The organism is Ramlibacter sp. (assembly GCF_035548915.1).
GTDB lineage: Bacteria > Pseudomonadota > Gammaproteobacteria > Burkholderiales > Burkholderiaceae_C > Ramlibacter.
This window is the reverse complement of record NZ_DASZSE010000042.1, coordinates 85,736-106,895: the sequence shown is the minus strand read 5'-3', so window position 1 is coordinate 106,895 and position 21,160 is coordinate 85,736. Positions and strand designations below refer to the sequence as shown.

The window sequence follows — 21,160 nt, the reverse complement described above, 5'->3', positions numbered from 1 at the left end:
GGACATCGTAGGCAAGGAGGGGCATTCTGTCGAAAAGGATTCGCATCGAACAAGGCGACGATGCCGAGCATGGAAGTCACTCACCGGATGATCGAGGCTTTCCGGGCCGCCATGCTGAACGGGGGCGTCAGTGCGGGCGCGGACGCGCTCGGAATCCCTCAGCCCTCGATGAGCAGGTTGATCGCCGACTTGCAGCGCGTGGTGGGATTCCCCCTGTTCCAGAAAAGCGGGCGCTCGGTCAAGCCTACGGACGAAGCACTTGTGCTCATGACGAAGGTGCAGCAGTCGTTCATCGGTCTCGAAGAGATCACCGGCTTTTCCGAGCAGTTGCGCAAGCAGAGAATGGGCAGGTTCTCGATCTGCACCATTCCGTCGATCGGCCATTGGTTCAGATCCCTTGCATCGAGCGCAATGCGCTCGCCTCCGTCAAGGCGATCAATGCCGCGCGGATGGCCCTGCATGGGGACGGCACCCACCATGTGAGTCTCGACCAGGTGATCAAGACGATGCGCGAGACCGGCGCGGACATGATGACCAAGTACAAGGAAACCTCGCTCGGCGGCCTTGCCGTCAACATCGTCGCGTGCTAGTTGGCTCCAGCGATCGTTCGACGACGGCGACGCGAATCAGTCCCCGAAAGAGATCGTGATCCGCGTCGGCCCGCCATCGCGCGACTCCGCGCGCATCCAACCGCCGTGCCGATCCAGCAGCCTCTTGGCAGCGGCGAGGCAGAGGCCGACCCCGAGGTAGGCGGGGTCCTGCGTGAGCTGCACGAACGTCTCGAACGTGCCTGCCCCTTTCGTCATCGGGAACCCCACGCCGTTGTCGATCACTTGCAGCGCGCCGCTCGCGTCGAGCGAGACCTCCACGGCGGGTTCGGGCGCCAGCGCCGAATGCCTGAAGGCATTGGTGATCACGTTGACGAGCACGTGCCGCACGACGATCGGGTCGGCATGGATGATTGGCAGCTCGCTCGAGATGACGCGTGTCGCGGGGTAGCCGGGCTGCGTCTCGCGAAGCACGTCGCGCACGAATTCGTCCAATGGCAGGTCGCGCTTTTCCATTTCGAGGCGCTCGGCGCATGCGAGCGCCACCGCGTCATCGATCGCGCGCTCCATCTTCGACACGGCGTGCGCAATTCGCCGCAGGCGCGATCGGTTCGCCGGAGCAAGACACTGGGCGTCGAGTTCGATGGCGCGTGCGAACCCGCCGATCGAGAACAGGGATTCGCGCAATTCGTGCGAGGCGGCGACGACGAACGTGTCGAGTTCCGCCAGACGCTGCTCGAGCCGCGGCGCGTCCTGCGGGAAAATCGTGATGTCCTTTTGAGGTTCAGGCATGGGTGTTGGGCGGTGATGTCATTGACCGTCACTTGGTGCGATGATGCGAACGAGCAACCCGGGCTTTGTTCCGCCTGGAACAATGGGGTCGAATTTGAGCCGGAATGTCCCCCCGGGAAACATTCGCGGCGGCAGGAGCGGTCATGCCTGAAGCCAGACCGGGGTACGCGCGGATCCGCCTTGGGTTCGGCAAGAGCGCTTATTTTCGGGATTTGCCCGCAGCCACGCTGGACACACTCGCTGCCGCCTCGACCCTCGCTCGAGATCTGGCCGGCGCCTTGCACGGTCCCAACGAAGCGGCGAAGACATTCTGGCTGGTGCTCGAAGGCAGCCTCATCGTTTCCTGGCCCGACGCGGCTGGCGAAAGCGTACCTGTGGCGGCGATCGGAGAGGGGAGTTTCTATTGCGCGGCTTCGCTCGTGGAGGGCAGTGTGACGGTGACCGAGGCGCGCGCGCAACGCAATACGGTGGGCGCCGCGATGCCCTCCGCCACATTTCGAGCGATCGCTCGCGCCGACCCGGATCTGGCCGCGCTCGTGCCGAAACTGCTGCTCCAGCGCTTCGAGGCGGCGCTTTCCTTCGCTGCCGCGGCGGTGTCCGCGAAATTGCCGCAGCGCCTGGCACGGCGGCTTCTCGCACATGGGCTCGCCGTCGGTCCGCACGACAGCGGCCGGCAAGTGGAATTGCGTGTCTCGCAGACCGACCTCGCGCGGATGCTGGGCGCGAGCCGTTCAAGAGTGAACGAAGAACTGCGCCGGCTGCAGGACGCCGGCTTCATCCGCATCGGGTATGGGCGCATCCATCTGCTGCACTGCGAGGGGCTGGCCGACGTCGCGGGAGGGTGGGTGCCGATGCTGTGACGGCGTGCGGATGGCGCTGTGTGGGCGTGCGAGCTTCGCGGCGGCTATCGGCGCCTGTGGGGTAGCTTCCCGCGCCCCGAGCGTGAAGTAGAACCTCGCGCCGCCGCCAGGACTCGACTCCGCCCACACGCGCCCCTTGTGCCGCTCGACGATCTTGCGGACCAGGGCGAGCCCGATGCCCGTGCCGGGAAATTCTTCCTGCGTGTGCAGGCGCTCGAAGGCGCCGAAGAGGCGCGACGCATGCGACATGTCGAATCCCACGCCGTTGTCGCTGACGCAATACGCCGCCGAGCCGTCGGGCGCCGCCACCGATGCAAGCTCGACACGGGGCCGCTCGCTGCGCGCGCTGAACTTCCAGGCGTTGGACAGCAGGTTTTGCATGACGTGCGTCAGCAGCACTTCGTCACCGACGGCGGCCAGGGCCGGCGGCGCGACGAACTCCACGTCCCGATCCGGGGTCGCGTCGCGCAGCAGCATCGCGACGTTGCGGCCGATCTCGGCCAGATCGACGGGCTGGGGCTCGAGGCGCGCCTTCGTGAGTCTCGCCAGGCCGAGCAGGCCCTCGGTCATCGCATCCATCTGCTTGCCCGCGGCGAGCAGCCGCGAGAGGAAGCGCCGGCCGCGCGCACTGAGTGCGCTGCCTTCCGAATCGGTGAGCATCTGGGCATAGCCGCAGACGGCGGACAGCGGCGCGCGCAGGTCGTGGGCGACGGAGTACGAGAACGCCTCCAGCTCGCGCGACGCCGCCTGCAATTCGGCGGTGCGCTCCTGCACGCGCTCCTCCAGTGCCACGGTGAGCCGCAGGATTTCCTGCTGCGCCTCGACTTGCGCGGTGATGTCGCGAAACGACACGGCCAGGCCTTGCGGCGACGGGAACGCGCGCACCTGTACCCAGATGCCCAGCGGCGGGTAGTACTCCTCGAACTCGACCGGCTGGTTCCCATCCATTGCGTGCCGGTACATGCTGTGGAACTTGCTGCCGACGGCCTCGGGGAACATCTTCCAGATGGATTGCTCGATCAGTTCGTGGCGCGCACGTGCGAGCATCCGCTCGGCGGGCTTGTTCACGTAGGTGAAGCGCCACTGGCGGTCCAAGGTGAAGAAGCCGTCGGTGAGGCTCTCGAGCGTCATCGTCAGGCGCTCGGCCAGCTCGCGCGAACGCTCGGCCGCCTGCTTGGCCTGCGTGATGTCCTGGAAGGCGCCGCGCACGCGCACGATGCGGCCCGTCGCATCTCGTTCGGCTTCGCCCATCGAGCGAACCCAGATCCACTCGTCGCGCGCCGTGACGAGCTGCAGTTCGAGGTCGTAGGGACGGCCTTCCTCGGCGCACAGCCGAAAGGCCTCGGCCATGACCGGCCGCGCCCACGGCGCGTAGAACTCGACGGCCTGCTCCACGCTGCAGGTGAAGCCGCGCGGCACCTGGTGAATGTCGCAGACCTCGTCGGACCAATGCAGCTTCATTCCATCCAGCTCGACGCTCCACGCGCCGAGCCGCCCCATCGTCGCCGCAATCCGCAGCAGCGCCTGCGCATCGCGCAGGTCCGTCGTGCCGCCGAACCGGGCATCCTCGCACGCTACTTCGGCAAGATGCGCCATGGCAGACTACCCCTCGTGTATTTGTGAATCCAGTATCCCGGAACGGTCACGGGACGCGGATAAGGAAATTGCGTAAGGCTTTCGGTGTAGCACCGCGGGCGACTCGATCGTTTCGGGTTTGCGCATGTTCAGGCAGGAAATGGGGCAGGGAATGGGGCAGGGAAGGACTCAGTACTCGACCGTCAGGCTCACGGAGGTCGAATAGAGCCCGGGTGGGAGTGCCTTGAAGTCGGCGGCACGAATCGCTCCATACAGCGTGACCGTCTGGTTCGTTCCGTCGCGGGGGAATGCAAGCGGTGCGCCCGGCGTGGCGGCAGGCAGGTCGCCGGCGCCGGGTGCGACGAGACTGAGTCGGAACGGCAGGCTCATCGCGCCGTACTGCATCACGCGCGCGGTGCCGGAGTAGAGCCGCGGCGCCGCGGTGACTTCGCTGTTGCAGTTGATCCAGAAGCTGCCGGCGCTGTCGGTCGTGCGGTCGCCCGTGCTCTCCAGCGCGATCACCGTGCCGAAATCGAGTCGCGCATTCGTCGACACGGAACATTGCGGCGCCGCGGATGCTGCTGCGGTCGCAGCCGCGGCCGCGGCCGCGATGCTCGCGCGCAGCAGGTTCCGCGGCCCACGGCCACCGTTGCTGCCTCGCCGTGTCATGGCGTGACACTCCCGCAGGTCAAGGGGCCGATGCGCGCTTCGGCGGGCGCCGCGGCGTCGAGCTTCAGCGGCAGTTCGCACCCGCCGGACTTCCACCGGACGGCGATGCTGCCTTGCGAGGCGATGTCGGTCAGGTACACCTCGCCGCGCCTGGCGACGACGAACTCCCGCCCGCCGGGCAGCAGCGCGACCCGCGCTCCCGCAGGGACCGGCGTGCCGTCCGCCTGTTGCAGGGTCACGAGGACATTGCGTGACCGCTTCACCGGAAACGACACCATGACGCCGCTGCGCGCGCCCGGCACGGCGGTCTCCCGAACACCCGCCACATCGACGTTCATCGGCAGGGCTTCCGGATCGATGCTCAGCTGGTTGCGTTGGTACGGCAGCAAGCCCGTGACGAGCGCGAGGCCCTTGCCGTTGGTGGTCGCGGCGACCTGGTTGCTCCTCGACACGGCAACGTCCTCGAGATCGCCGACTCGCACGACCGCGAAAGCACCGTCGCCGATGCGCCGCGAAGCGAACGCCAGGCCGCCCATCCATCCCAGCGAGCCGTTGATGCCGAGTCTCACCGCGTTGTTGTTCCTGCCCGCATTGATTTCGCCGGTGAATTGCGCGGCGTTGGTGTTGAGCGTCGCCCTGGCTTGCGCGAGCTGGCCCGGCACGTCGCTCGCGCCCACCGTCCAGCCCCATCCGGGGCCTTGCGGCGCGGAGCGTGTCGCCTGCGTCTGGGTCGCAATGCCGCCGTCGAAGTTGCGCCGCGTCGACCCGCTCATGCTCACTTGCGCGTCGAGCGGCACGACGAGGCTCGCGCCCGCGCTCCAGCCCGGCGATGTGCCGAACTGCGTGCCCGCGTACGCGGAGAGATAGACGTGCGCAGTGAGCTTCACCCCCACGTTCATCGCGAGCAGCGCATAGGTGTCGCCTTCCCAGGTTGTCTGCCGGATGAAGCTCGCACCGACGTCCACGCCGCGACCGAGTGGCATGCCCGCGCCGGCCTGCAGGCGGTCGCGCGGTCGCGCTTCGTTGGCGGCAGCGGCCAGCGGCCGGAAGCCGGCGCTGAAGTGTTCCGCCTGCACCGACACACCGCCGCCGGGCGTGACACGCTCGAAGCGCGCGAGCCAGCGCGTCCCGCTCGCAGCGCCCGTCGGATCCGCTTCGGTCGTGCGCGACGCGGCGACTGCGCCCTGCACGACGGCATAGGTTCCGAGCAATGCCGTGGCATTGACACCGGCCGCCTGCCGCGTGCGCTGCAGCTCGAGCCGCCCTCCCGCCGTCAAGGCCGGCGAGACGCCGTAGCGATAGCCTCCCGCGGCGAACACGGGACCGTAGTCGTTGCTCTCGGTCCCGAAGTGCTCGCGCAGCGCACCGGCTTCGAAGGAGAAGTCGGACAGGCCCGGGCCGAGCAGGGACGGTGAGGCGTAGTAGCTTTGCGACACCACCGTCTCCATGCCGCGAAGGTCGCGCACCACGAGATTGATGTCCCCCGCGCCGTTGACGACGGGAACGTTCGTCAATTCGAACGGGCCGGTGGGAACGCTGGTGGTGGATTGCTTCCTGTTGTTCACGAGCAGGTCCACGGTCGAAGGCAGCGCGGCCGAACCGCCGATCGTGGGCATCGGCGTGGTGACGAAGCCCGGCGCGAGCGAGAAATCGCGCGCATAGCGGATGCCGCCGTAGCGCACGGGCCGGCTCCACGTGCCGTCACTGCCGATGGTGTCGCCGACGACCAGCGACTCCATCGCGGCCGGGAAGTCGCGGCGATGGAAAGTCTCCGTGCGCACGGCGCGGCGCGAGTTGCCCTCCGCGGTCACCGCGGCTGCGGCCGAGAACGATCCCCAGCGGTTGAAGAAGACGCCCTCAAACAGCCCCGTGTAGGTCGCTGCTCTGTCGGCACGCGTCGCGTGGATGTCGTAATTCAAGTACGCGCCCGGCACGGCCGCATCCGTCGGCACGACGGCACCGCCGGTCATCCGCAGCGAGCTGGTTTCGAACGCAGCGGCAGGCGCAGTGACGAACAACATCAGGTGCCCGCGGTCGACGCGGTACGACAGGCCGGGCACGGCTTCCAGCGCATGGCCCGGCTCGCCGCCGCTTTGCGAGATCGATTCGCCGGCAGGGCGCAAGCGCGCCGCCTGCCAGGCGGCATCGGGCACCACGAGTCGTCCGTCGGCGAGGCGGTCGACGCGGAAGATGCCCGGCACCGGCTCGCCGTTGACTTGCAACTCGACAAGCAGGGTCTCGGGTTGGCGAGTGTCGCGGCGCGCGAGTTGCGTTCCCGCGTGCGGCGCCGACCAGGCAGCGGGCAGCGCGCCGATGCATGCGGCGGCGAGCACGCTACGCAGCGGTGGCCAGTGCGGGTGCGCTCGCAGCATCGCAAGAGACGTCGCTCATTCACGCGGTCGGCCGCACTAACGGGTGCGGGCGGGCCACTGCGCGGCGATGGCGCCGGCGGAAGTGTCCGCGCCGACCGTCAACGGCCCTGCCGCAGCCGCAGCGGACGGCGTGAAGGTCCATTGCTTCCACGCGCCTGCCAGCACCGTGGCCGACGCCTTGATCTCCTGCCGCCACCCGCTGCCTTGCGCGACGAGCTGCTCGACGCGCAGCCGGTGATCGCCGTCGTTGTAGAGGCGAACGCAGTTCGCGACGTCGGGCTGGGTGCATGGCGCCAGATGCGCACTGCCCTTGTCCTTCGCGGCCGGCCCGGCGAACACCGGCAAGCTGTGGCGCAATTGCAGGCGCACCGTCGCGCCGTCTTGCGGCGGCGCGGTGTCTTCGGTGATGTCTTCGAGGATCAGGCGATAGGCCGCTTCCCGCATCGGGGGCGGGCGTCGCAGCGTCACGCGGAAGATCTGGCTCGCGCCGGGCGCGACGTCGGCAACGGGCGGCACGACGAGCAGGTCGTCGCTGTCCGCCTGCTGGTCGACGCCGCCGCCTTGCGTCCAGGCCACCGCCTGGGCCTGGTAGGTCATCGCCCGCGACGACTTGTTGGTGAGCGTGATCGAGACCACGCGCCGCGCGGGCGTCAATTCGACCAGCACGGGCGCGATGGTCTGCGCCCGCGCGGCACCGCAGCCTGCAAGAAGCAAGGACGTTGCAGCCAACGCCGCCACGCGCGAAACGCCGGCGAGCGCGCTCCCTTTCGAAAGCAGGCAGCGGTTCCTCATGGGCGCGCTCAGTAGAGGACGTTGATGGTCACCGTCTTCGAGTAGGCGCCGGCGGGCAGCCCCTTGAAGTCGGCAGCCTTGATGCGCGCGTAAAGCGGCACGGCGTGCAGGCTGCCGTCGGTGGTGATGTCGATCGGCGTCGCCGCGTCGCTCGAAGCGCCCATGCCGTTCGAGCCGGTGCAATCGGCAACGCACAGGTCGAACGGCAACTGGTCCGCGCCGTTGAGCATGTTCCTGTCCGTCGCCGAGTACAGGCTGGGGCTCAGGCCGTTGCTGCAGGCCACGGTGAGGCCGGTGGCGTTGCTGACCGCCTGGTCTCCGGTGCTCGCGAGGGCCACGACCGAGCCGAAGTCGATCGAGCCCGAGGTCTGCACTTCGCACGCGCTCGTCAGCGTCGCGCTGACGGACATGTCGCCGCTGGTCGGCGCCGCGGCGAAAGCCGTCGAGGCGGCCCCCAGCGCAGAGGCAGCAGTGATCGCGACGAGCAGCACTTTGAGATTCTTCATGGGTTGTCCTGAATGGAAGGTGAAAAAAATAAAACAGTGAGGAACACGGTGGCTGAAACGAGAACCATTGGCGCTCACGGCCCGCAGGGCATCTGCCGCCTGCCCTGGCGTGACTGGAATGCGAAGCAGGTGGACACGATCGCACCGTGCGCAAACGCTAGGCCGGCAATGCGCGATGGACCGGCGAATCCGCCGTGTCCCGCGCCGCGCCGGCGGACTCGTCGCGCGATTCGCCGAGCGTGAAAAAAAACGTCGCGCCCTGCCCCGGAGCCGCCTGCGCCCAGACCTTGCCGCCGTGGCGCGAGACGACCTTGTGCACCGTGGCGAGTCCCGCCCCGGTTCCCTCGTAGTCCGCTGCGGAGTGCAGGCGGCTGAAGATGCGAAAGAGGCAACGCGCCTCCTCGAGTCGAAAGCCCACGCCGTTGTCCTTGACGAAGTACGCGCGGTCTGCGCCGGATTGCGGGGCGACGCCCACCTCGATCGTGGCGAAGGGCTGGCTCGCGGAGAATTTCCACGCGTTGGAGATCAGGTTTTCCAGCACGCGCGTGATGAGGGCCCGGTCGGCCCACGCGGTGATCCGCGGCGCCACGCGCACTTCCACGTTGCGCGCCGGCGATTGTTCGCGCAGCTCGGCGAGCAGCCTGGCGGCGATGGGCGCGAGATCGAGGTCCTCCTTGTTCAGCCCTTCATGCGAAAGCCGCGCGAGCTTGAGCAGCGCGTCCGTCATGTCGCGCATGCTGTGTGTCGCTTCGCGAATCCGGCACAGGTAGTGCAGGCCCTTCTCGCTGAAGCGCGAGGCCTCGCGCTCCTGGAGCACGGTGCCGAAATTCCCGATGGCCATCAGCGGCCCGCGCAGGTCGTGCGCCACCGAGAGCGCGAAGGACTCGAGGTCGCGGTTGGCGGTCTCCAGTTCCGCCGTGCGCTGCCGCACGCGCTCCTCGAGCCGCGTCCTCGCGGCAAGAATGGCCTCGCGGGCCCGCTTGCGCTGCGTGATGTCGCGCACGAAGAAACTGGTGAGGGAAGCGCCGCTCGCATCGAGGTAGGTGGCGGAAGCGACTTCGGCATCGAAGCTCGTGCCGTCGCCGCGCTTCATGGCCATCTCGCCACGGGCGTTGCCTGTCCGCGCGCGCTCTTCGAGCAGACCGGCGAAGCCGGGTTCGCTGGCGTCGACCAACCCGCTCCAGTCCTGCCGCACGAGTTCGTCTTCGCTCATCCGGAACAAGGTGCACGCCGCGGGGTTGGCCTGGGCAATGGAGCCGCAGGGCCCGGTCAGCAGGATGCCATCCAGCGCGTTGTCGAAAACGAGGCGGTACTTCGCCTCGCTCAAGGAGAACCGGCGGTGCTCCTCGCGAAATTCAGACGCGCCTGTGAGGGGTGTCGATGCGGTATCCATGAGCAGCGTGAAGGTTTCAAGGTGTTCACGCCGAGCTTATGGATGAGCGTCACTTCGGTCTGCGAGGAACCCTGCGCAGTGCGTGCCGGGAGTTCTCCATGGATGAGCTAGCGTCCGCGCGGCGCGGACTCGCGGGCCCGCACCCGTTCGATCGCGGGCACGAGTTCGTTCCAGTCGCGCTTGGACACGAAGGCGGCCGCGCCGAGACGAGCCGCTTCGCGCCGGAAGACCGCATCGTCGAACGCCGAATGGATCACGAATCGCACGCCATCGTGCATTCGCCGCACTTCGCGCAGCGTGTCGAGGCCGCTCGCATCGGGCAGCACGATGTCCAGCACGACGACCCCGGGGATGGCGGCGCGGCACAGCGCGAGCGCGTCGCGCGCGTTCGATGCGCCTCGCAGCGGCTCGCCGGGGAAGGCCAGGCCGATCATGTCGAGCAGCACGTCGCGCACGGTGCAATGGTCCTCGACCACGAGGATGCCGCGAGGTTCACGATCGCGAAGTGCCACCCGGCGACCTTACGCGTCCCGCGCCTGTGCGTCTGCCGGGAAACCTTGCAGCAAGCGGCTTTCAGTCCAGCGGGATCACGCCGTGCCGGATCGCGAACTTCACGAGCGCCGTCACGTCCGCAAGCCCGAGCTTGCCCATCAGCCGGCTGCGGTAGCTGTCCACCGTCTTCGGCGAGAGGAACAGGAGCTCGCCGATCTCCGCGCTGCTGTGTCCTTCGGCGACCAGTTGCAGGATTTCGCGCTCGCGTCGCGACAGCAGCTGCAGCGGGTTGTCGCCAGTCTTGCGCGACGCGAGATGTTCCGCGACGAGCTCCGCGATGCCCGGCCCGAGGTACCTGCGCCCCGCGCGCACGGCGCGCACCGCTTCGACGATGTCGCTCGCGGCGGACTCCTTCTGCAGGTAGCCCCGAGCCCCGGCCTCGATCGCCTGGAACACGTATTCGGGCGAAGCGTGCATCGAGAGGATCACGACCGCGCAGGCCGCCCCGCTCTCCTGAAGCTGGCGCGCGACCTCGATGCCGTTCAGGCCCGGCATCGAGATGTCGAGGATCACCACGTCCGGACGCAGTTGCGCGACGAGCTTCAGGCTTTGCCGGCCGTCGCCGCTCGAACCGACGACCTCCAGGTCGGGTTGCTGCGCCAGGACCTGGCCCAATCCCTCACGCAGGATAGCGTGATCGTCGACGATCACGATCGAGATGGTCATGCCGGGACCATCGCGGGTTCGTGCTTGCGTTGCAGGCGCGCGATCACCACGGTCTCGCTTTGCGCGCCCGTGGTGACTTCGAGGCTGGCGCCGATGGCCTGCGCCCGTTCGCGCATCGTAGTCAGGCCCAGCCCCGCCGGAAGCGGCGCTGCCTCGGGTTGCTTCACCCAGCGCCCGTCGTCCCGGATGACCAGGGAAAGATGACCGGCTTCCTGCGACAGGCGTGCGTGCACGCGCGACCCGCCGGAATGCTTCGCTGCATTGGTGAAGGCCTCCTGCGCGATCCGGTAGAGCGCGATCGAGGCGTCCGGAGCGAGCCGCGGGGAGGGCTCGTCGCCTTCGACGATGAAGCGCATCACGCCGGTCCCGGCCATTGCCGCGGCGAGCTGCCGCAGGGCGGCGAGCAGCCCGAGGTCGTCGAGCGCGGTCGGCCGCAAGTCTCCCAGCAGGGAACGGACCGCTGCCGTCGTCTGGCGCAGCAGGTCCTCGCAGAATTCGAGCCGCGTGGACAGCGAAGCGATCGTGGCCGGGTCCGACTGCTGGCGCATCAGCTGCAGCGACAGCCCGAGCGTCGCCAGGTTCGCGCCCACCTGGTCGTGCAGTTCGCGGCCCAGCAGGCGCTTCTGGTCTTCTTCCACCCGCATCAGGCGCCGCGCAAGCCTCTGCAGGCGCTTGATGTCGTCGGCGCGTGCCTTCTCCACCGCCAGCTGGGCCGTGATGTCGCGCGCCACGGCGGACAGGCCTGTGACGTTGCCGTGCTCGTCGTGGATGGGCGCCATCGACTGCGATACGTCGATGAGTGCGCCGTCCTTGCGGATCCTGCGCGACACATGCTCCACGAAACGCTCTCCCTGCATCGCCCGCGCCGCGATGGAGGGATGCTCCGGCGGATACAGCATGTCCGGACGCCTGCCGAGTACCTCGTGCGCCGCGTATCCGGTCATCCTCTCCGCGCCGGGGTTCCAGTGGGTGACGCGGCCCTGCGCGTCCACCGCCACGATCGCGTCGCTGCTCGATTCGACGATCGCGGCCAGCCGCTCGGCAAGCACACGCTCCTCGAGGCGGCGCGTGGCGTCGCGCAGGATCATGGTGCACAGCTTGCCCGCACCTTCGCCCACCTGCATCACCGAAGCGTCGATGGGAAATTCCTCGCCGTTCGCGCGCAACGCGGCGAACTCGCCCGGCCGGCCCAGCCGGCGGTTGGCTTCGCCGCCGGATGTGAATTGCTCGAGGTGGCGGCGGTGCCGCTCGCGCAGGCGCTCGGGAATCAGCAGCTCGATGGATTTGCCCAGGACATCGCGCGCCGCGTAGCCGAACATCGCCTCTGCGGCGGGATTGAAGAGCACGATCGAACGGTCCGGGGCCACGGTGACCACCGCGTCCATCATGGCGGCGGCGCTGGCCGTCATGCGTTCCACGTAGGCGGACGTGAGATGGCGGTGGAGCCAGACGATAACGCCGATGTCGAGCAGCGTGCTTGCGACGACGACCGCCCGTGCCCCGACGCCCAGCCAGAGTGCCGCGAGCAGCACGGCATTGCTGAGCATCGGCAATGCCAAAGCCGCGCCAGCGCGGGGAGGCGTCTGTCGGATCAGCCAGGGCAGGGTTTGCAGTCTTCGCACCCCAGGATGATCGGGGAGGCGGCCCCGCTGCTTTGTTCCGCGGGGAACAAAGCAGCGAGAATTTCGGCCCAACGCGCCAACGCGAACGATGCACTCCCAGGAGCCGCCCATGCCTGCCACCCAGCCCGAGCACTCACGCATCCGGCGCGCGTTCGGCAAGAGCGCCTATTTCCGCGACTTGCCGGCGGCCACGCTCGACGCGCTGGCCGCTGCGTCGACCCTCGTGCGCTATTCCCCGGGACCCGTGCACGGGCCGAGCGAAGCGGCGCGGACGTTCTGGCTGGTGCTCGAAGGCAGCCTGATCGTTTCGTGGCCGAACTCGCGCGGTGAAAGCGTTCCGGTCGGCGCGGTGGGGGCCGGCAGCTTCTATTGCGCGGCGGCTCTGCTCGACGATGGCGTGACGGTGACGGAAGCGCGCGCGGAACGCAATACAGTTGCGGCCGTCATGCCGGCCGTGAGGTTCCGCGCGCTGGCGCGCCGCGACCCGGCACTCGCCGCGCTCGTGCCGCGACTGCTGCTTCGCAGATTCGAAGCGGCACTGTCCTTCAGTGCCGATGCGGTCTCCGCGCGACTGCCGCAACGGCTCGTCCGCCGCCTGCTCGCGCAGGGCCTTGCGGCCGGCGAAGACGCGGGCGGCGATGAAGTGGAGTTGCGTATCTCGCAAGCCGACCTTGCGCGCATGCTTGGCGCGAGCCGCTCCAAAGTCAACGAGGAGTTGCGCGACCTGCAGGACGCCGGGTTCATTCGAATCGGCTACGGGCGCATCCACATCCTTCAGGGCAAGCGGCTCGCAGAAGTCGCGGGGGGCTGGGTGCCGATGCTGTGAAAGACTGGCCGACGCGGGCGTCTACCGGGCCGGCAAGTCGAATTTCAGCGGATGCGATCCCCGTCTCGAGAACAGCCCCTGCACTGGGTCGCGCCAAGAAGGGATGTCAAACTGATTCGCGAGCGGCTCAAGCTGTGCAGTTGGCGATGCGTTTGATCGATCTGCTCGCAGGAATGACGCAGACCGCTGCTGCGAAACGTCTGGGGATTTCCCAGCCGCACGTGTCGGAGCTGAAGCGATTCAAGCTGGCGCGTTTCTCGAGCGAACGCCTCCTGCATCTCACGCTGATGAATCGCGATGTCGAGATCTTCATCCGGCCCCGGGTGGCGAGTCCGCGGCGCGGGTCAACGGCTGGCGAAGTGACTGTCTGGGCTGCAGCGTAACGAACTTCTTGGATCGGAGCTTGGTCGGCTGGAGAGCGCACGTCGCACGGGATACGTCTGTTTCGGGCCCACGAGCGGCATGGGACGAGGGCATCTCCAATGCGATTGCGCCACTTGTCGGGTCGATTCTGCCTTCGCCGGGACAGATCATTGCGACACGAGCGGCCTGATGCGGCGCGCTGCTCGAGGCTAGGAGGTGCCGTTGGACCTGTCCGCAGGAGAATCCCTAGACTCACGCAGCGAGTGTCAGTCGAGAATGCCTGCATGGCGCTCTACACCCTGAACATGGATTCGGTCCAGCTATCGGCAGTTCCACCCACCCGATTCACGTCGCTCGGCGTGCGTGAACGTGAGCATCTTCAGCGTGCTTTGCAGGAAAAGATCGAAGTCATTGCTGCTGGCACGATGGTTCTGACTGAAGAATACGGCCAGTGGGAAGAGGCAAGGCGCAGGATCGACCTCTTGTGCATCGACAAACACCGCCAGCTCGTTGTTATCGAGCTGAAGCGCACGGATGATGGTGGCCACCTGGAGTTGCAGGCGATCCGTTATGCGGCCATGGTGTCCGCTATGACGTTCCAGCAGGCGGTGGATGCACACCAAGCCTACTTGGCGGGGCGCGGTCACGAAAGTGAGAATGCCGAAGCTCGCATCCGCGACTTCCTCGATGTCCCGGAAGGTGAAGTCGTACTGAGCAACAAGGTGAGGATTGTCCTTGCGGCCGCAGGCTTTTCGCAGGAGATCACGACCACGGTGCTCTGGCTCAATAACCAAGGCCTCGACATCACTTGCGTGCGCCTGCAGCCGCTACGCGTGGGCGAGCAGTTCCTCATCGACGCGCAGCAGGTCATCCCCCTGCCGGAGGCGCAGGCGTATCAGATCGCCATACGCGACAAGGCCAGTTTGCAGCAGCGGGCGGAAACGACGGGCCGCGACTTCACCAAGTATGAAATCACGACGTCATTCGGGAAGTCCACGGGCCTCCCCAAGCGGCGATTCATGTTCGAAGTCGTCCGCGAAGCTGTCAAACGCGGCATCACGCCGGAGGCGATCAACCATGCGGTACCTTGGAGGCGGACCACGATGTTTGTACGGGGCGACGGCACGCTCTCCGGATCGGACTTGATGGCCCAGGCGGAGAAAGACCCGGGGCGATATTTCAGCGATGACGAAGAACTGTTCCGGGTTGATGGCGTCACCTACGCCATGAGCAATCAATGGGGCGCGACCACGGAAGAGGCCGCGAAGAACGTGATCCAGCTTCTGCCGGCCGGTGCAGTCACCTATCGGGCGATGGGTGCGGAGTAGCGACTCATGCCGTCGATACACCTCATAGAGCGACTCAACAACGTGCGGCGCCTGGCGGACGGAACCTGGGAGAGCGGCTTTTGGGTCGTGGCGGAGGAGAAGGCGCGAGAGTTGATCGGCGGAGACCTCCACTTGCATTCAGGGCAGAAGGAGCCATCGCACTTTGGAGGGCGCATCCTTGGATACAGGGTGCACCGTGACGCGAACGATGCGCAGATTGATGGCCGCATCGTGTTCCGGATCGAACCGACGGGGGCGCACAAGGGCGTGTCGGCTACCGGGTTGCGGTGGGGAAACGAGAAGGCTTTCAACTAGATCGACCAGCGGCGGGCATCTGTCGAAAGACGGTCGGCAGATTAGCACTGAAGGCGAATGGGCGCAGGCCGTCTGGCGAGAGGCAGGGCTTACACTACTTCTGCCATGACTCGACCCTCTTCGCTCCTCGGCACGGGCATGTACCCGCTGGCGCGGGCCGCCCGGCTCGTGGGAGAGGAGCCGCGCACGGTGCGCCGATGGTTGAAGGGATATACGTGGAAGTATCGCGACGGGCGAAGAGCTTCGGGCCCGCTTTGGGACTTGCAGTTCGCGGACGATGAGCAACTGGGCGAGGAAAGGGTATTGGGCTTTCGGGACCTGTTGGAGCTGCGTGTCGTCGCCAGGTTCGTCCAGCATGGCCTGTCCCTGCGGCTGATTCGGGAAACCATCCAGGTGGCTCGGGAATACTTTGGCGACTACCCGCTGCATTCCCGCCGCCTGGTCACCGACGGACGAAAGATATTCCTCGAGGCGGTCAGGCGTTCCGGCGACGATCCGACATTGCTGGATGTGCGCGGGCGTCAATTCGCGATCGACGCGGTCATTCGGCCGAGCCTGATCGAGGGCATCGAGTACGACCGGGATGCGCATGCACTGCGTTGGTATCCGGTCCCGAAACGGCGCCTGATCGTTCTCGACCCGCAGGTGCAGTTCGGCGAGCCGATCATTGCCGATGCCGGTGTGCCGACGGATACGCTTCGCGATGCATATCTTGCCGAAGGCAAGAGCGTGGGGCGTGTCGCGCGCCTTTTCCGGGTGTCGCCGCAAGCAGTTCAGGCGGCAGTCGCCTTCGAATCTCGCTTGGCTGCGTGAGATTTCTCTTCGACGCGAATCTGCCACCTGATCTGGCTCACGCGGTTCGCGAGCTATGTCAGGGTGAGGGCGATGTGCAGGAGGTCGCGCATCTCACGGACAAGTTCAGAGGCAACACGCCGGACCTGACCCGGATTCCGGGCCTGGGCGCAGGTTGGTACGTCATCAGTGTCGACAAGTTTATGAAGAGCCGTGGGCAGGAGCGCGAGGCTCTGAGGCGTGCTGGTCATACAGTCTACGTTCTGGATTCGCAGTGGGCGTCCCATTCGTTCTGGCTCAAGTCCGCGCGCATGATTCTTTGGTGGCCGCAGGTGCTGGAGCATGCGAGGTTTACGCAGGGCGGTGTATATCGGGTGCCCTGGCGTCATTCATCGGGGAAGAAGTTCGTCGGGGCATGACAGCGATGCGCGTACTCCTGACTTCATGAGGACGATATTTGCAGGCTGTGGGACTACTTCGGGTCGAGGCTGTGTGGAAACGCTGGACGGCGATCCCTGAGTTGGGGGTGCAGCGAGTCTTGCGGTTGTAGTGGCCCGCGGACCGCGTAGATTGCGCCTCAAAGTCTCTGAGGCGCTCCGAGCGCCCTACGGGCCTTTACAGCGACGGCGAAGGGCTTACGCCCCCACCATCTGCATCGCCTTCATCATCTTGGCGTGTCCGAGGATACTCAGGACCCTCTTGAGGTTGTAGGCGAGCACATTCAGGCTCATCTCGGTGCTCACGTTCGGCAGCCGGCGCATCAGGAAGTGTGTGTGGCCCATCCAGTTCTTGAACGTGCCAAACACGTGTTCGACAGTTCTGCGCCGGACCGTCATCGCGTCTTGCATACGGTCCAGGCGCCGTTGTGCGGCCTCCAGGACTTCCTCGTGTTCCCATCGCGTGATTCGTCGATACGAGCTCGGCGTGCATTGAGCTTTCATAGGGCACTGAGGGCACGCGCTGCTCCAGTAGCGGCGCACTTGCAGGCCGCCTTGTTCTGCGCTGAATCGGTAGATCGCGCGCTCACCGGCGGGGCACTCGTACTCGTCGTCCTTCGCGATGTAGATGAAGTCTGATCGGTCGAACCGACCTTCCGCCTTCGCTCCGGATGTCGTGGGCTTCGGCAGGATCGCCGCGACGCCGCTGTCGGCACAGGCCTTTATCTGCATTGCACTGTAGTAGCCGCGGTCTGCGATCACACGCAGTCGCTTCCTACCCATCGCATCTCGTGCGGCCTGCGCGACAGGCGCCAGCGACACGCGGTCATGACCGAAGTTGGTCACTTCGTGAGCAACGATCAGGTGGTGCTTCGCATCGACGGCAACCTGCACGTTGTAGCCGACGATCCCGGAGCCGCGGCCACTGGTAGCCATCGAACGCGCATCCGGGTCCGTCTTGGAGATTTGCCCGTCGGCCTGTGCGGCGACTTGGACCTTCATTTCATCCAGTACGCGCATCTGCTGGCGCAACTGCTCGATCTTGGTCTTCAGGCGCGTGGTCTTCGCCTCGAACTCCACCGGCTGCGTGCGATCCGCCGTGTCGAGGGCGACCAAGTAGCGGTGAATGCTCTCTTCGATCTGCTGCTGGCGCTTGTGGATCTTGCCCGCGGTGAAGTTCTTGTCGCGGGTGTTCACCGCTTTGAACTTGCTGCCGTCAATGGCAACCAGCGCTTGGCTAAAGAGCTTCAGGTCCCGGCACAGGGCAACGAATCGCCGGCAGACGTTCCGAATGCCAGGGCCGTTGTCCCGGCGGAAGTCGGCGATCGTCTTGAAGTCCGGTGCGAGGCGACCAGTCAGCCACATCAGCTCGAGGTTGCGCTGGCACTCGCGCTCCAGGCGACGGCTGGACTGGATGCGATTCAGGTAGCCATAGATGTAGACCTTCAAGAGGTCGGCTGGGTGGTAGGACGGCCTGCCGGTCGCGGCCGGCTCGGCGCCCTCGAAGCCGAGCCCGGCAAGATCCAGTTCGCTGACGAATGCGTCGATGACTCGAACCGGGTTGTCCACGCCGATGAAGTCGTCCAGGCACTCGGGCATCAAGGTCACTTGCTGCCGGTCCTGTCCTTCGATGAATCGAGGCATGTCGACTCCGAGGTTCGCGATGGCCGGAACTCTATCGGCGTGGCGTGGAGATGCTCAGAGGGTTTTCACACAGCCTCGGTCGGAAGCGGACATGGCGCAGCCTTAGCTGTTGCGCGGAGTGAAATCATCGGCTAGGAGTCTTGACCCGGTGCTGCCTCAATGATTACTCTGCGAAGAGGCAGAATTGCGGGGTTCCGGCCCAAACAGGGTCTGGCTGAAAGGACACCGATGGCCGAAGCACAACAGCCGCGAACTCGCCAGGACCTCACTGCTCGAGGAAAAACGGCAATTCATCGACTCCATCATTTCGGGATACCCGGTACCTATCGTGCTCCTTGCCGAGCGGAAGGCCGAGGCGCAGAACCTCTTCGAGATCATCGATGGCATGCAGCGCCTGAATGCGATCTTCTCCTTCATTGAGAACGAGTATCCCGTCCGCGAGCATTACTTTGACCTGAACACTATGGCGGAGACCAAGGTGCTGCTCGACGAGGGCAAGCTCCAGCAACGCCAACCGATCTTGGGGCGAGAGGCGTGCGTACAAATCGCGGCCTACACCGTTCCGCTATCGATTTACGAGTTCGCGCGCGACGGTGACGTCGACGAAGTGTTCCGCCGGATCAATTCGGGTGGGCGCAAGTTGTCGCGTCAGGAACTGCGAATCGCCGGGGCCACGGGCCATTTTGCGCAGGCCGTGCGCCTCATCGCATCCAAGGTCCGTGGCGACGTGTCGGCCTCGGATGAACTACCGCTCAACGAGATGAAGAAAATCTCGATCACGAACCGCGAACTACCGTACGGCATCGATGTTGACGAGATATTCTGGATTAAGCAAGGGGTGTTGACCAAGGAGCAGGTGCGCGAATCGCGCGACGAAGAACTCGTGGCCGACGTCCTTGCGTTCATGCTGATGGACGACAAACCCTCATCCCGCAGCGAATTTCTGGACGATTTTTTCGGCTATAGCGAGGGCGAGGCTCAGCAACAGCGGCACGCACAAATCGAACTCGCGACACAGAAGCACACCATCGAGATTGCCACGGCCGACTTTCAACGCGTGCTTGATCAGATAAAGGTTACTCTAAACCGCGCCCGCAAAACTTTGGGGCAATTGCTCTTCGGGGAGCAGTCGCCGCGGGCGCCGCGCTACTTCCAAGTCGTGTTTCTAGCGTTGCACAAGCTCATTGTTCTGCAGAACCAGGAGGTCACTGACCAAGACATGCTGGTGAAGCTGATAGATGGCAGTGGCGCCAACATTCCCGTGCCGGAAGGTGGGCGCTGGGGTGCGGACGACCGAGTGAAAGCTGTCAATGGCGCGGCGGGTGTGTACGGACCCGCATTCGGTCCGGCCAAAGGGTACGATCCAGCGCAGGTACGCTGGATCACCCAGATGGAAAACATCCTCACCCAGTCGTACACCGAGCAGGGCGCGTACGACTTCAAGCAGGGCTTTGTGCGTCTCGATGGCAAGAACGCATTTGACGAGGACAGCTTCGACAAGATCTTGAAAACGCTTGCGGGGATCGCCAACATACGCAAGGGTGTGCGCGGCTACGTGCTCGTGGGCGTAGCTGACACTGAGGCCGATGCCCAGCGAGTCACGAAGCTCTATGGTGTGGATGCACGCCCTTTCGAGCGGTTCTTCATTTCAGGCGTTGAGCATGAGGCGAAGGCGCTGGGCAAGTCACTCGACGACCTGTTCATGGAGTTGACTACGCGAGTGAAACGTTCGGCGCTGTCGGAGCCGCTACGTGACTACGTGGCGCGACACGTCAAGGCAGTCCGCTACTACGACAAGACAGTCTTCGTGTTCGAGGCCCAAGCGCAAGACGAACCATCGAACTTCAATGGAGCGTTTTTTGTTCGGCTCGGTAACAAGTTGGACAAAGTCCCGCCACAAAAGTACGGTGAGTTGTACAAGCGCTTTATGGCGGGCATGTAGGTGCTGCGTGAGTGTGTGTCCGCTTTTCGTCCAGAAGCGGAGACTCGCGCATGTTTCCCTGTCGCCGACTACTCAGTGGCAACTGGCTTCCAGTAAAGCTTTACCATGATCCTGGGACTATTGCAAAAGCCGGGCGACCGGGTCCATGTGCAGCGCTTCCCTTCAGACATTGGTGCAGCGCAGCGCGTCACTGTGGAACTGGGCGGCGTTATGACGCACTTAATGAATGTCGAGGGACTCGCCCTCCGGAGACCCAAATCACGTCGAGAAAAGCGGCAACGTCGCTTCACGTTGCTGGATATGGAATTTCTTCAGCGAGTGATCGCGAGGGAGTTGAGGGTGAACCTGACTACTTCAGAGGTCTTCTTGATCGGCAGGACCTACTCCCCAGTGATTCTCGCCGAGGAGATTTTGACGCCGAACAAGTCAACCCTGACTACCTATTACAAACGCGAGGGTGGCAAGAAGAAGATCCTGCACGCGTACTACTACTCCGCCGGGCATCCGTTCATTAACATTGACCGCGTGCTCGATACGTACGATCGCGTCTTTTGCATCGATACGAACACTGGGGTGAATCGGCGCGGGCAAACCATCGCTGTGACCACAGCGATTTGGGGGAAGGGGAAGAGACTAGGCGACGTAGCTTCGCATATGCAATCGGACGCCACCCTTCAGGTCATCGACAAGGACCCGGCACCGGGGAACGCGGAACTCCATGGTATTGCAAAGGTCTTTTCCCACTTGAATCACAATGCGCCCCAATTTCTCGAAGGGCGGATCGCGATCATCACTGATACAGAGTACGACCGCATCAAAGCTTGGAACCAAAGAACAGAGACGTTCTACAACGACCACAATCTTCCCGTGGGTGTCGACATCTTCTACGCAACTTCCGATTCGGGAAGCGACGAATTTATGGCCAATAAGATGATGCGCGCGTGTGACACGTTGAGCACCCAAAAGTTGCGCGAAGAACTGGCGAAGTGAGTTCTCGAGTCAACACAGGATGATGCATCGGGCGCCGATTGTGGTGCACACGCTAAGGGTCCGAGGGAAGACGTCTGCTTTCGGCCAAGAGCGGCCGCGCGTGGGAAGCCACCCGAAGAGTGCCGTCCGTCAGTACGCGCGGCTTCACCGGGGTGCGGGCGTGGCGCCCAGCTCGG

Annotated in this window: 19 protein-coding genes and 3 pseudogenes; 11 read left to right on the top strand and 11 right to left on the bottom strand. The window is 65.3% G+C overall.

Annotated features, from left to right (window positions below; genetic code table 11):
- Positions 1 to 60: 60 nt before the first annotated feature.
- Both VHA82_RS17610 and VHA82_RS17605 read left to right on the top strand, forming a co-directional pair.
- Positions 61 to 246 (top strand): annotated as a pseudogene (locus tag VHA82_RS17610) (helix-turn-helix domain-containing protein); the annotation flags it as partial.
- A gap of 83 nt (positions 247 to 329) precedes the next feature.
- Positions 330 to 590, top strand: a pseudogene (locus VHA82_RS17605) (L-serine ammonia-lyase, iron-sulfur-dependent, subunit alpha); the annotation flags it as partial.
- Between the two features lie 36 nt (positions 591 to 626).
- Here the strand turns inward: VHA82_RS17605 and VHA82_RS17600 are convergent.
- The gene (locus VHA82_RS17600; RefSeq protein WP_325546132.1) at positions 627 to 1,340 is read right to left on the bottom strand and encodes a sensor histidine kinase; all 714 of its coding nucleotides are present in this window, start codon (positions 1,338 to 1,340) and stop codon (positions 627 to 629) included.
- 278 nt (positions 1,341 to 1,618) lie between these two features.
- Here VHA82_RS17600 and VHA82_RS17595 point away from each other — a divergent pair, with 278 nt between their 5' ends.
- A complete protein-coding gene (locus VHA82_RS17595; protein WP_325546130.1) occupies positions 1,619 to 2,200 on the top strand; it encodes a Crp/Fnr family transcriptional regulator in 582 nt (193 codons plus the stop codon).
- Positions 2,201 to 2,287: 87 nt separating this feature from the next.
- Here VHA82_RS17595 and VHA82_RS17590 read toward each other — a convergent pair.
- From VHA82_RS17590 to VHA82_RS17550, 9 genes and pseudogenes are all read right to left on the bottom strand, one after another.
- Positions 2,288 to 3,661, bottom strand: a pseudogene (locus VHA82_RS17590) (sensor histidine kinase); the annotation flags it as partial.
- 303 nt (positions 3,662 to 3,964) lie between these two features.
- Positions 3,965 to 4,444 (bottom strand): spore coat protein U domain-containing protein, encoded by a 480-nt coding sequence (locus VHA82_RS17585; RefSeq protein WP_325546128.1) that lies wholly within the window; start codon positions 4,442 to 4,444, stop codon positions 3,965 to 3,967.
- Positions 4,441 to 6,816 (bottom strand): fimbria/pilus outer membrane usher protein, encoded by a 2,376-nt coding sequence (locus VHA82_RS17580; protein WP_325546126.1) that lies wholly within the window; start codon positions 6,814 to 6,816, stop codon positions 4,441 to 4,443. Before VHA82_RS17580 ends, VHA82_RS17585 begins: the two co-directional genes overlap by 4 nt.
- Before the next feature lie 36 nt (positions 6,817 to 6,852).
- Positions 6,853 to 7,608 (bottom strand): fimbrial biogenesis chaperone, encoded by a 756-nt coding sequence (locus VHA82_RS17575; RefSeq protein ID WP_325546123.1) that lies wholly within the window; start codon positions 7,606 to 7,608, stop codon positions 6,853 to 6,855.
- 8 nt (positions 7,609 to 7,616) lie between these two features.
- Entirely contained in the window at positions 7,617 to 8,114 is a 498-nt protein-coding gene (locus tag VHA82_RS17570; protein WP_325546121.1) for a spore coat protein U domain-containing protein, read from the bottom strand.
- A gap of 157 nt (positions 8,115 to 8,271) precedes the next feature.
- Positions 8,272 to 9,441, bottom strand: a complete 1,170-nt coding sequence (locus tag VHA82_RS17565; RefSeq protein WP_325546119.1) for a sensor histidine kinase — start codon at positions 9,439 to 9,441, stop codon at positions 8,272 to 8,274.
- 173 nt (positions 9,442 to 9,614) lie between these two features.
- The gene (locus VHA82_RS17560) at positions 9,615 to 10,019 is read right to left on the bottom strand and encodes a response regulator transcription factor (protein ID WP_325546117.1); all 405 of its coding nucleotides are present in this window, start codon (positions 10,017 to 10,019) and stop codon (positions 9,615 to 9,617) included.
- Positions 10,020 to 10,080: 61 nt separating this feature from the next.
- Entirely contained in the window at positions 10,081 to 10,725 is a 645-nt protein-coding gene (locus tag VHA82_RS17555) for a response regulator transcription factor (RefSeq protein ID WP_325546115.1), read from the bottom strand.
- Positions 10,722 to 12,458, bottom strand: a complete 1,737-nt coding sequence (locus VHA82_RS17550) for a PAS domain S-box protein (RefSeq protein ID WP_325546113.1) — start codon at positions 12,456 to 12,458, stop codon at positions 10,722 to 10,724. Before VHA82_RS17550 ends, VHA82_RS17555 begins: the two co-directional genes overlap by 4 nt.
- Between VHA82_RS17550 and VHA82_RS17545 the strand changes: the two genes are divergently transcribed.
- The 6 genes from VHA82_RS17545 (at position 12,457) to VHA82_RS17520 (ending at position 16,390) form a co-directional block, all read left to right on the top strand.
- Positions 12,457 to 13,173, top strand: a complete 717-nt coding sequence (locus VHA82_RS17545) for a Crp/Fnr family transcriptional regulator (protein ID WP_325546111.1) — start codon at positions 12,457 to 12,459, stop codon at positions 13,171 to 13,173. The genes VHA82_RS17550 and VHA82_RS17545 overlap by 2 nt on opposite strands.
- A gap of 146 nt (positions 13,174 to 13,319) precedes the next feature.
- Positions 13,320 to 13,556: a helix-turn-helix domain-containing protein gene (locus VHA82_RS17540; protein ID WP_325546109.1), complete on the top strand. Its 237-nt coding sequence runs from the start codon at positions 13,320 to 13,322 to the stop codon at positions 13,554 to 13,556.
- Positions 13,557 to 13,820: 264 nt separating this feature from the next.
- The gene (locus tag VHA82_RS17535) at positions 13,821 to 14,864 is read left to right on the top strand and encodes a hypothetical protein (RefSeq protein ID WP_325546107.1); all 1,044 of its coding nucleotides are present in this window, start codon (positions 13,821 to 13,823) and stop codon (positions 14,862 to 14,864) included.
- 6 nt (positions 14,865 to 14,870) lie between these two features.
- Complete coding sequence (locus VHA82_RS17530; protein ID WP_325546105.1) at positions 14,871 to 15,179, top strand: hypothetical protein; 309 nt, start codon at positions 14,871 to 14,873, stop codon at positions 15,177 to 15,179.
- A gap of 138 nt (positions 15,180 to 15,317) precedes the next feature.
- Entirely contained in the window at positions 15,318 to 15,992 is a 675-nt protein-coding gene (locus VHA82_RS17525; RefSeq protein WP_325546103.1) for a DUF433 domain-containing protein, read from the top strand.
- The gene (locus VHA82_RS17520) at positions 15,989 to 16,390 is read left to right on the top strand and encodes a hypothetical protein (protein ID WP_325546101.1); all 402 of its coding nucleotides are present in this window, start codon (positions 15,989 to 15,991) and stop codon (positions 16,388 to 16,390) included. The genes VHA82_RS17525 and VHA82_RS17520 overlap by 4 nt, the downstream gene beginning before the upstream one ends.
- Positions 16,391 to 16,606: 216 nt before the next feature.
- On the opposite strand, the gene VHA82_RS17515 is transcribed toward VHA82_RS17520, so the two are convergent.
- Complete coding sequence (locus VHA82_RS17515) at positions 16,607 to 18,052, bottom strand: IS1182 family transposase (RefSeq protein WP_325546098.1); 1,446 nt, start codon at positions 18,050 to 18,052, stop codon at positions 16,607 to 16,609.
- Between the two features lie 184 nt (positions 18,053 to 18,236).
- Between VHA82_RS17515 and VHA82_RS17510 the strand changes: the two genes are divergently transcribed.
- Positions 18,237 to 19,994 carry a DUF262 domain-containing protein gene (locus tag VHA82_RS17510; protein ID WP_325546096.1) on the top strand — a complete coding sequence of 586 codons (1,758 nt, stop codon included), beginning with the start codon at positions 18,237 to 18,239 and terminating at the stop codon, positions 19,992 to 19,994.
- Positions 19,995 to 20,099: 105 nt separating this feature from the next.
- Positions 20,100 to 20,984 carry a hypothetical protein gene (locus VHA82_RS17505; RefSeq protein WP_325546094.1) on the top strand — a complete coding sequence of 295 codons (885 nt, stop codon included), beginning with the start codon at positions 20,100 to 20,102 and terminating at the stop codon, positions 20,982 to 20,984.
- Positions 20,985 to 21,160: the final 176 nt, after the last annotated feature.

What these genes read in the sequence shown, in the direction of transcription:
- VHA82_RS17505 (WP_325546094.1), top strand. Translation starts at nt 20,100, where the DNA reads ATGATCCTGGGACTATTGCAAAAGCCGGGCGACCGGGTCCATGTGCAG.
- VHA82_RS17585 (WP_325546128.1), bottom strand. Translation starts at nt 4,444, where the DNA reads ATGACACGGCGAGGCAGCAACGGTGGCCGTGGGCCGCGGAACCTGCTG.
- VHA82_RS17545 (WP_325546111.1), top strand. Translation starts at nt 12,457, where the DNA reads ATGCCTGCCACCCAGCCCGAGCACTCACGCATCCGGCGCGCGTTCGGC.
- VHA82_RS17550 (WP_325546113.1), bottom strand. Translation starts at nt 12,458, where the DNA reads ATGGGCGGCTCCTGGGAGTGCATCGTTCGCGTTGGCGCGTTGGGCCGA.
- VHA82_RS17575 (WP_325546123.1), bottom strand. Translation starts at nt 7,608, where the DNA reads ATGAGGAACCGCTGCCTGCTTTCGAAAGGGAGCGCGCTCGCCGGCGTT.
- VHA82_RS17580 (WP_325546126.1), bottom strand. Translation starts at nt 6,816, where the DNA reads ATGCTGCGAGCGCACCCGCACTGGCCACCGCTGCGTAGCGTGCTCGCC.
- VHA82_RS17535 (WP_325546107.1), top strand. Translation starts at nt 13,821, where the DNA reads ATGGCGCTCTACACCCTGAACATGGATTCGGTCCAGCTATCGGCAGTT.
- VHA82_RS17600 (WP_325546132.1), bottom strand. Translation starts at nt 1,340, where the DNA reads ATGCCTGAACCTCAAAAGGACATCACGATTTTCCCGCAGGACGCGCCG.
- VHA82_RS17515 (WP_325546098.1), bottom strand. Translation starts at nt 18,052, where the DNA reads ATGCCTCGATTCATCGAAGGACAGGACCGGCAGCAAGTGACCTTGATG.
- VHA82_RS17540 (WP_325546109.1), top strand. Translation starts at nt 13,320, where the DNA reads ATGCGTTTGATCGATCTGCTCGCAGGAATGACGCAGACCGCTGCTGCG.
- VHA82_RS17525 (WP_325546103.1), top strand. Translation starts at nt 15,318, where the DNA reads ATGTACCCGCTGGCGCGGGCCGCCCGGCTCGTGGGAGAGGAGCCGCGC.
- VHA82_RS17530 (WP_325546105.1), top strand. Translation starts at nt 14,871, where the DNA reads ATGCCGTCGATACACCTCATAGAGCGACTCAACAACGTGCGGCGCCTG.
- VHA82_RS17555 (WP_325546115.1), bottom strand. Translation starts at nt 10,725, where the DNA reads ATGACCATCTCGATCGTGATCGTCGACGATCACGCTATCCTGCGTGAG.
- VHA82_RS17570 (WP_325546121.1), bottom strand. Translation starts at nt 8,114, where the DNA reads ATGAAGAATCTCAAAGTGCTGCTCGTCGCGATCACTGCTGCCTCTGCG.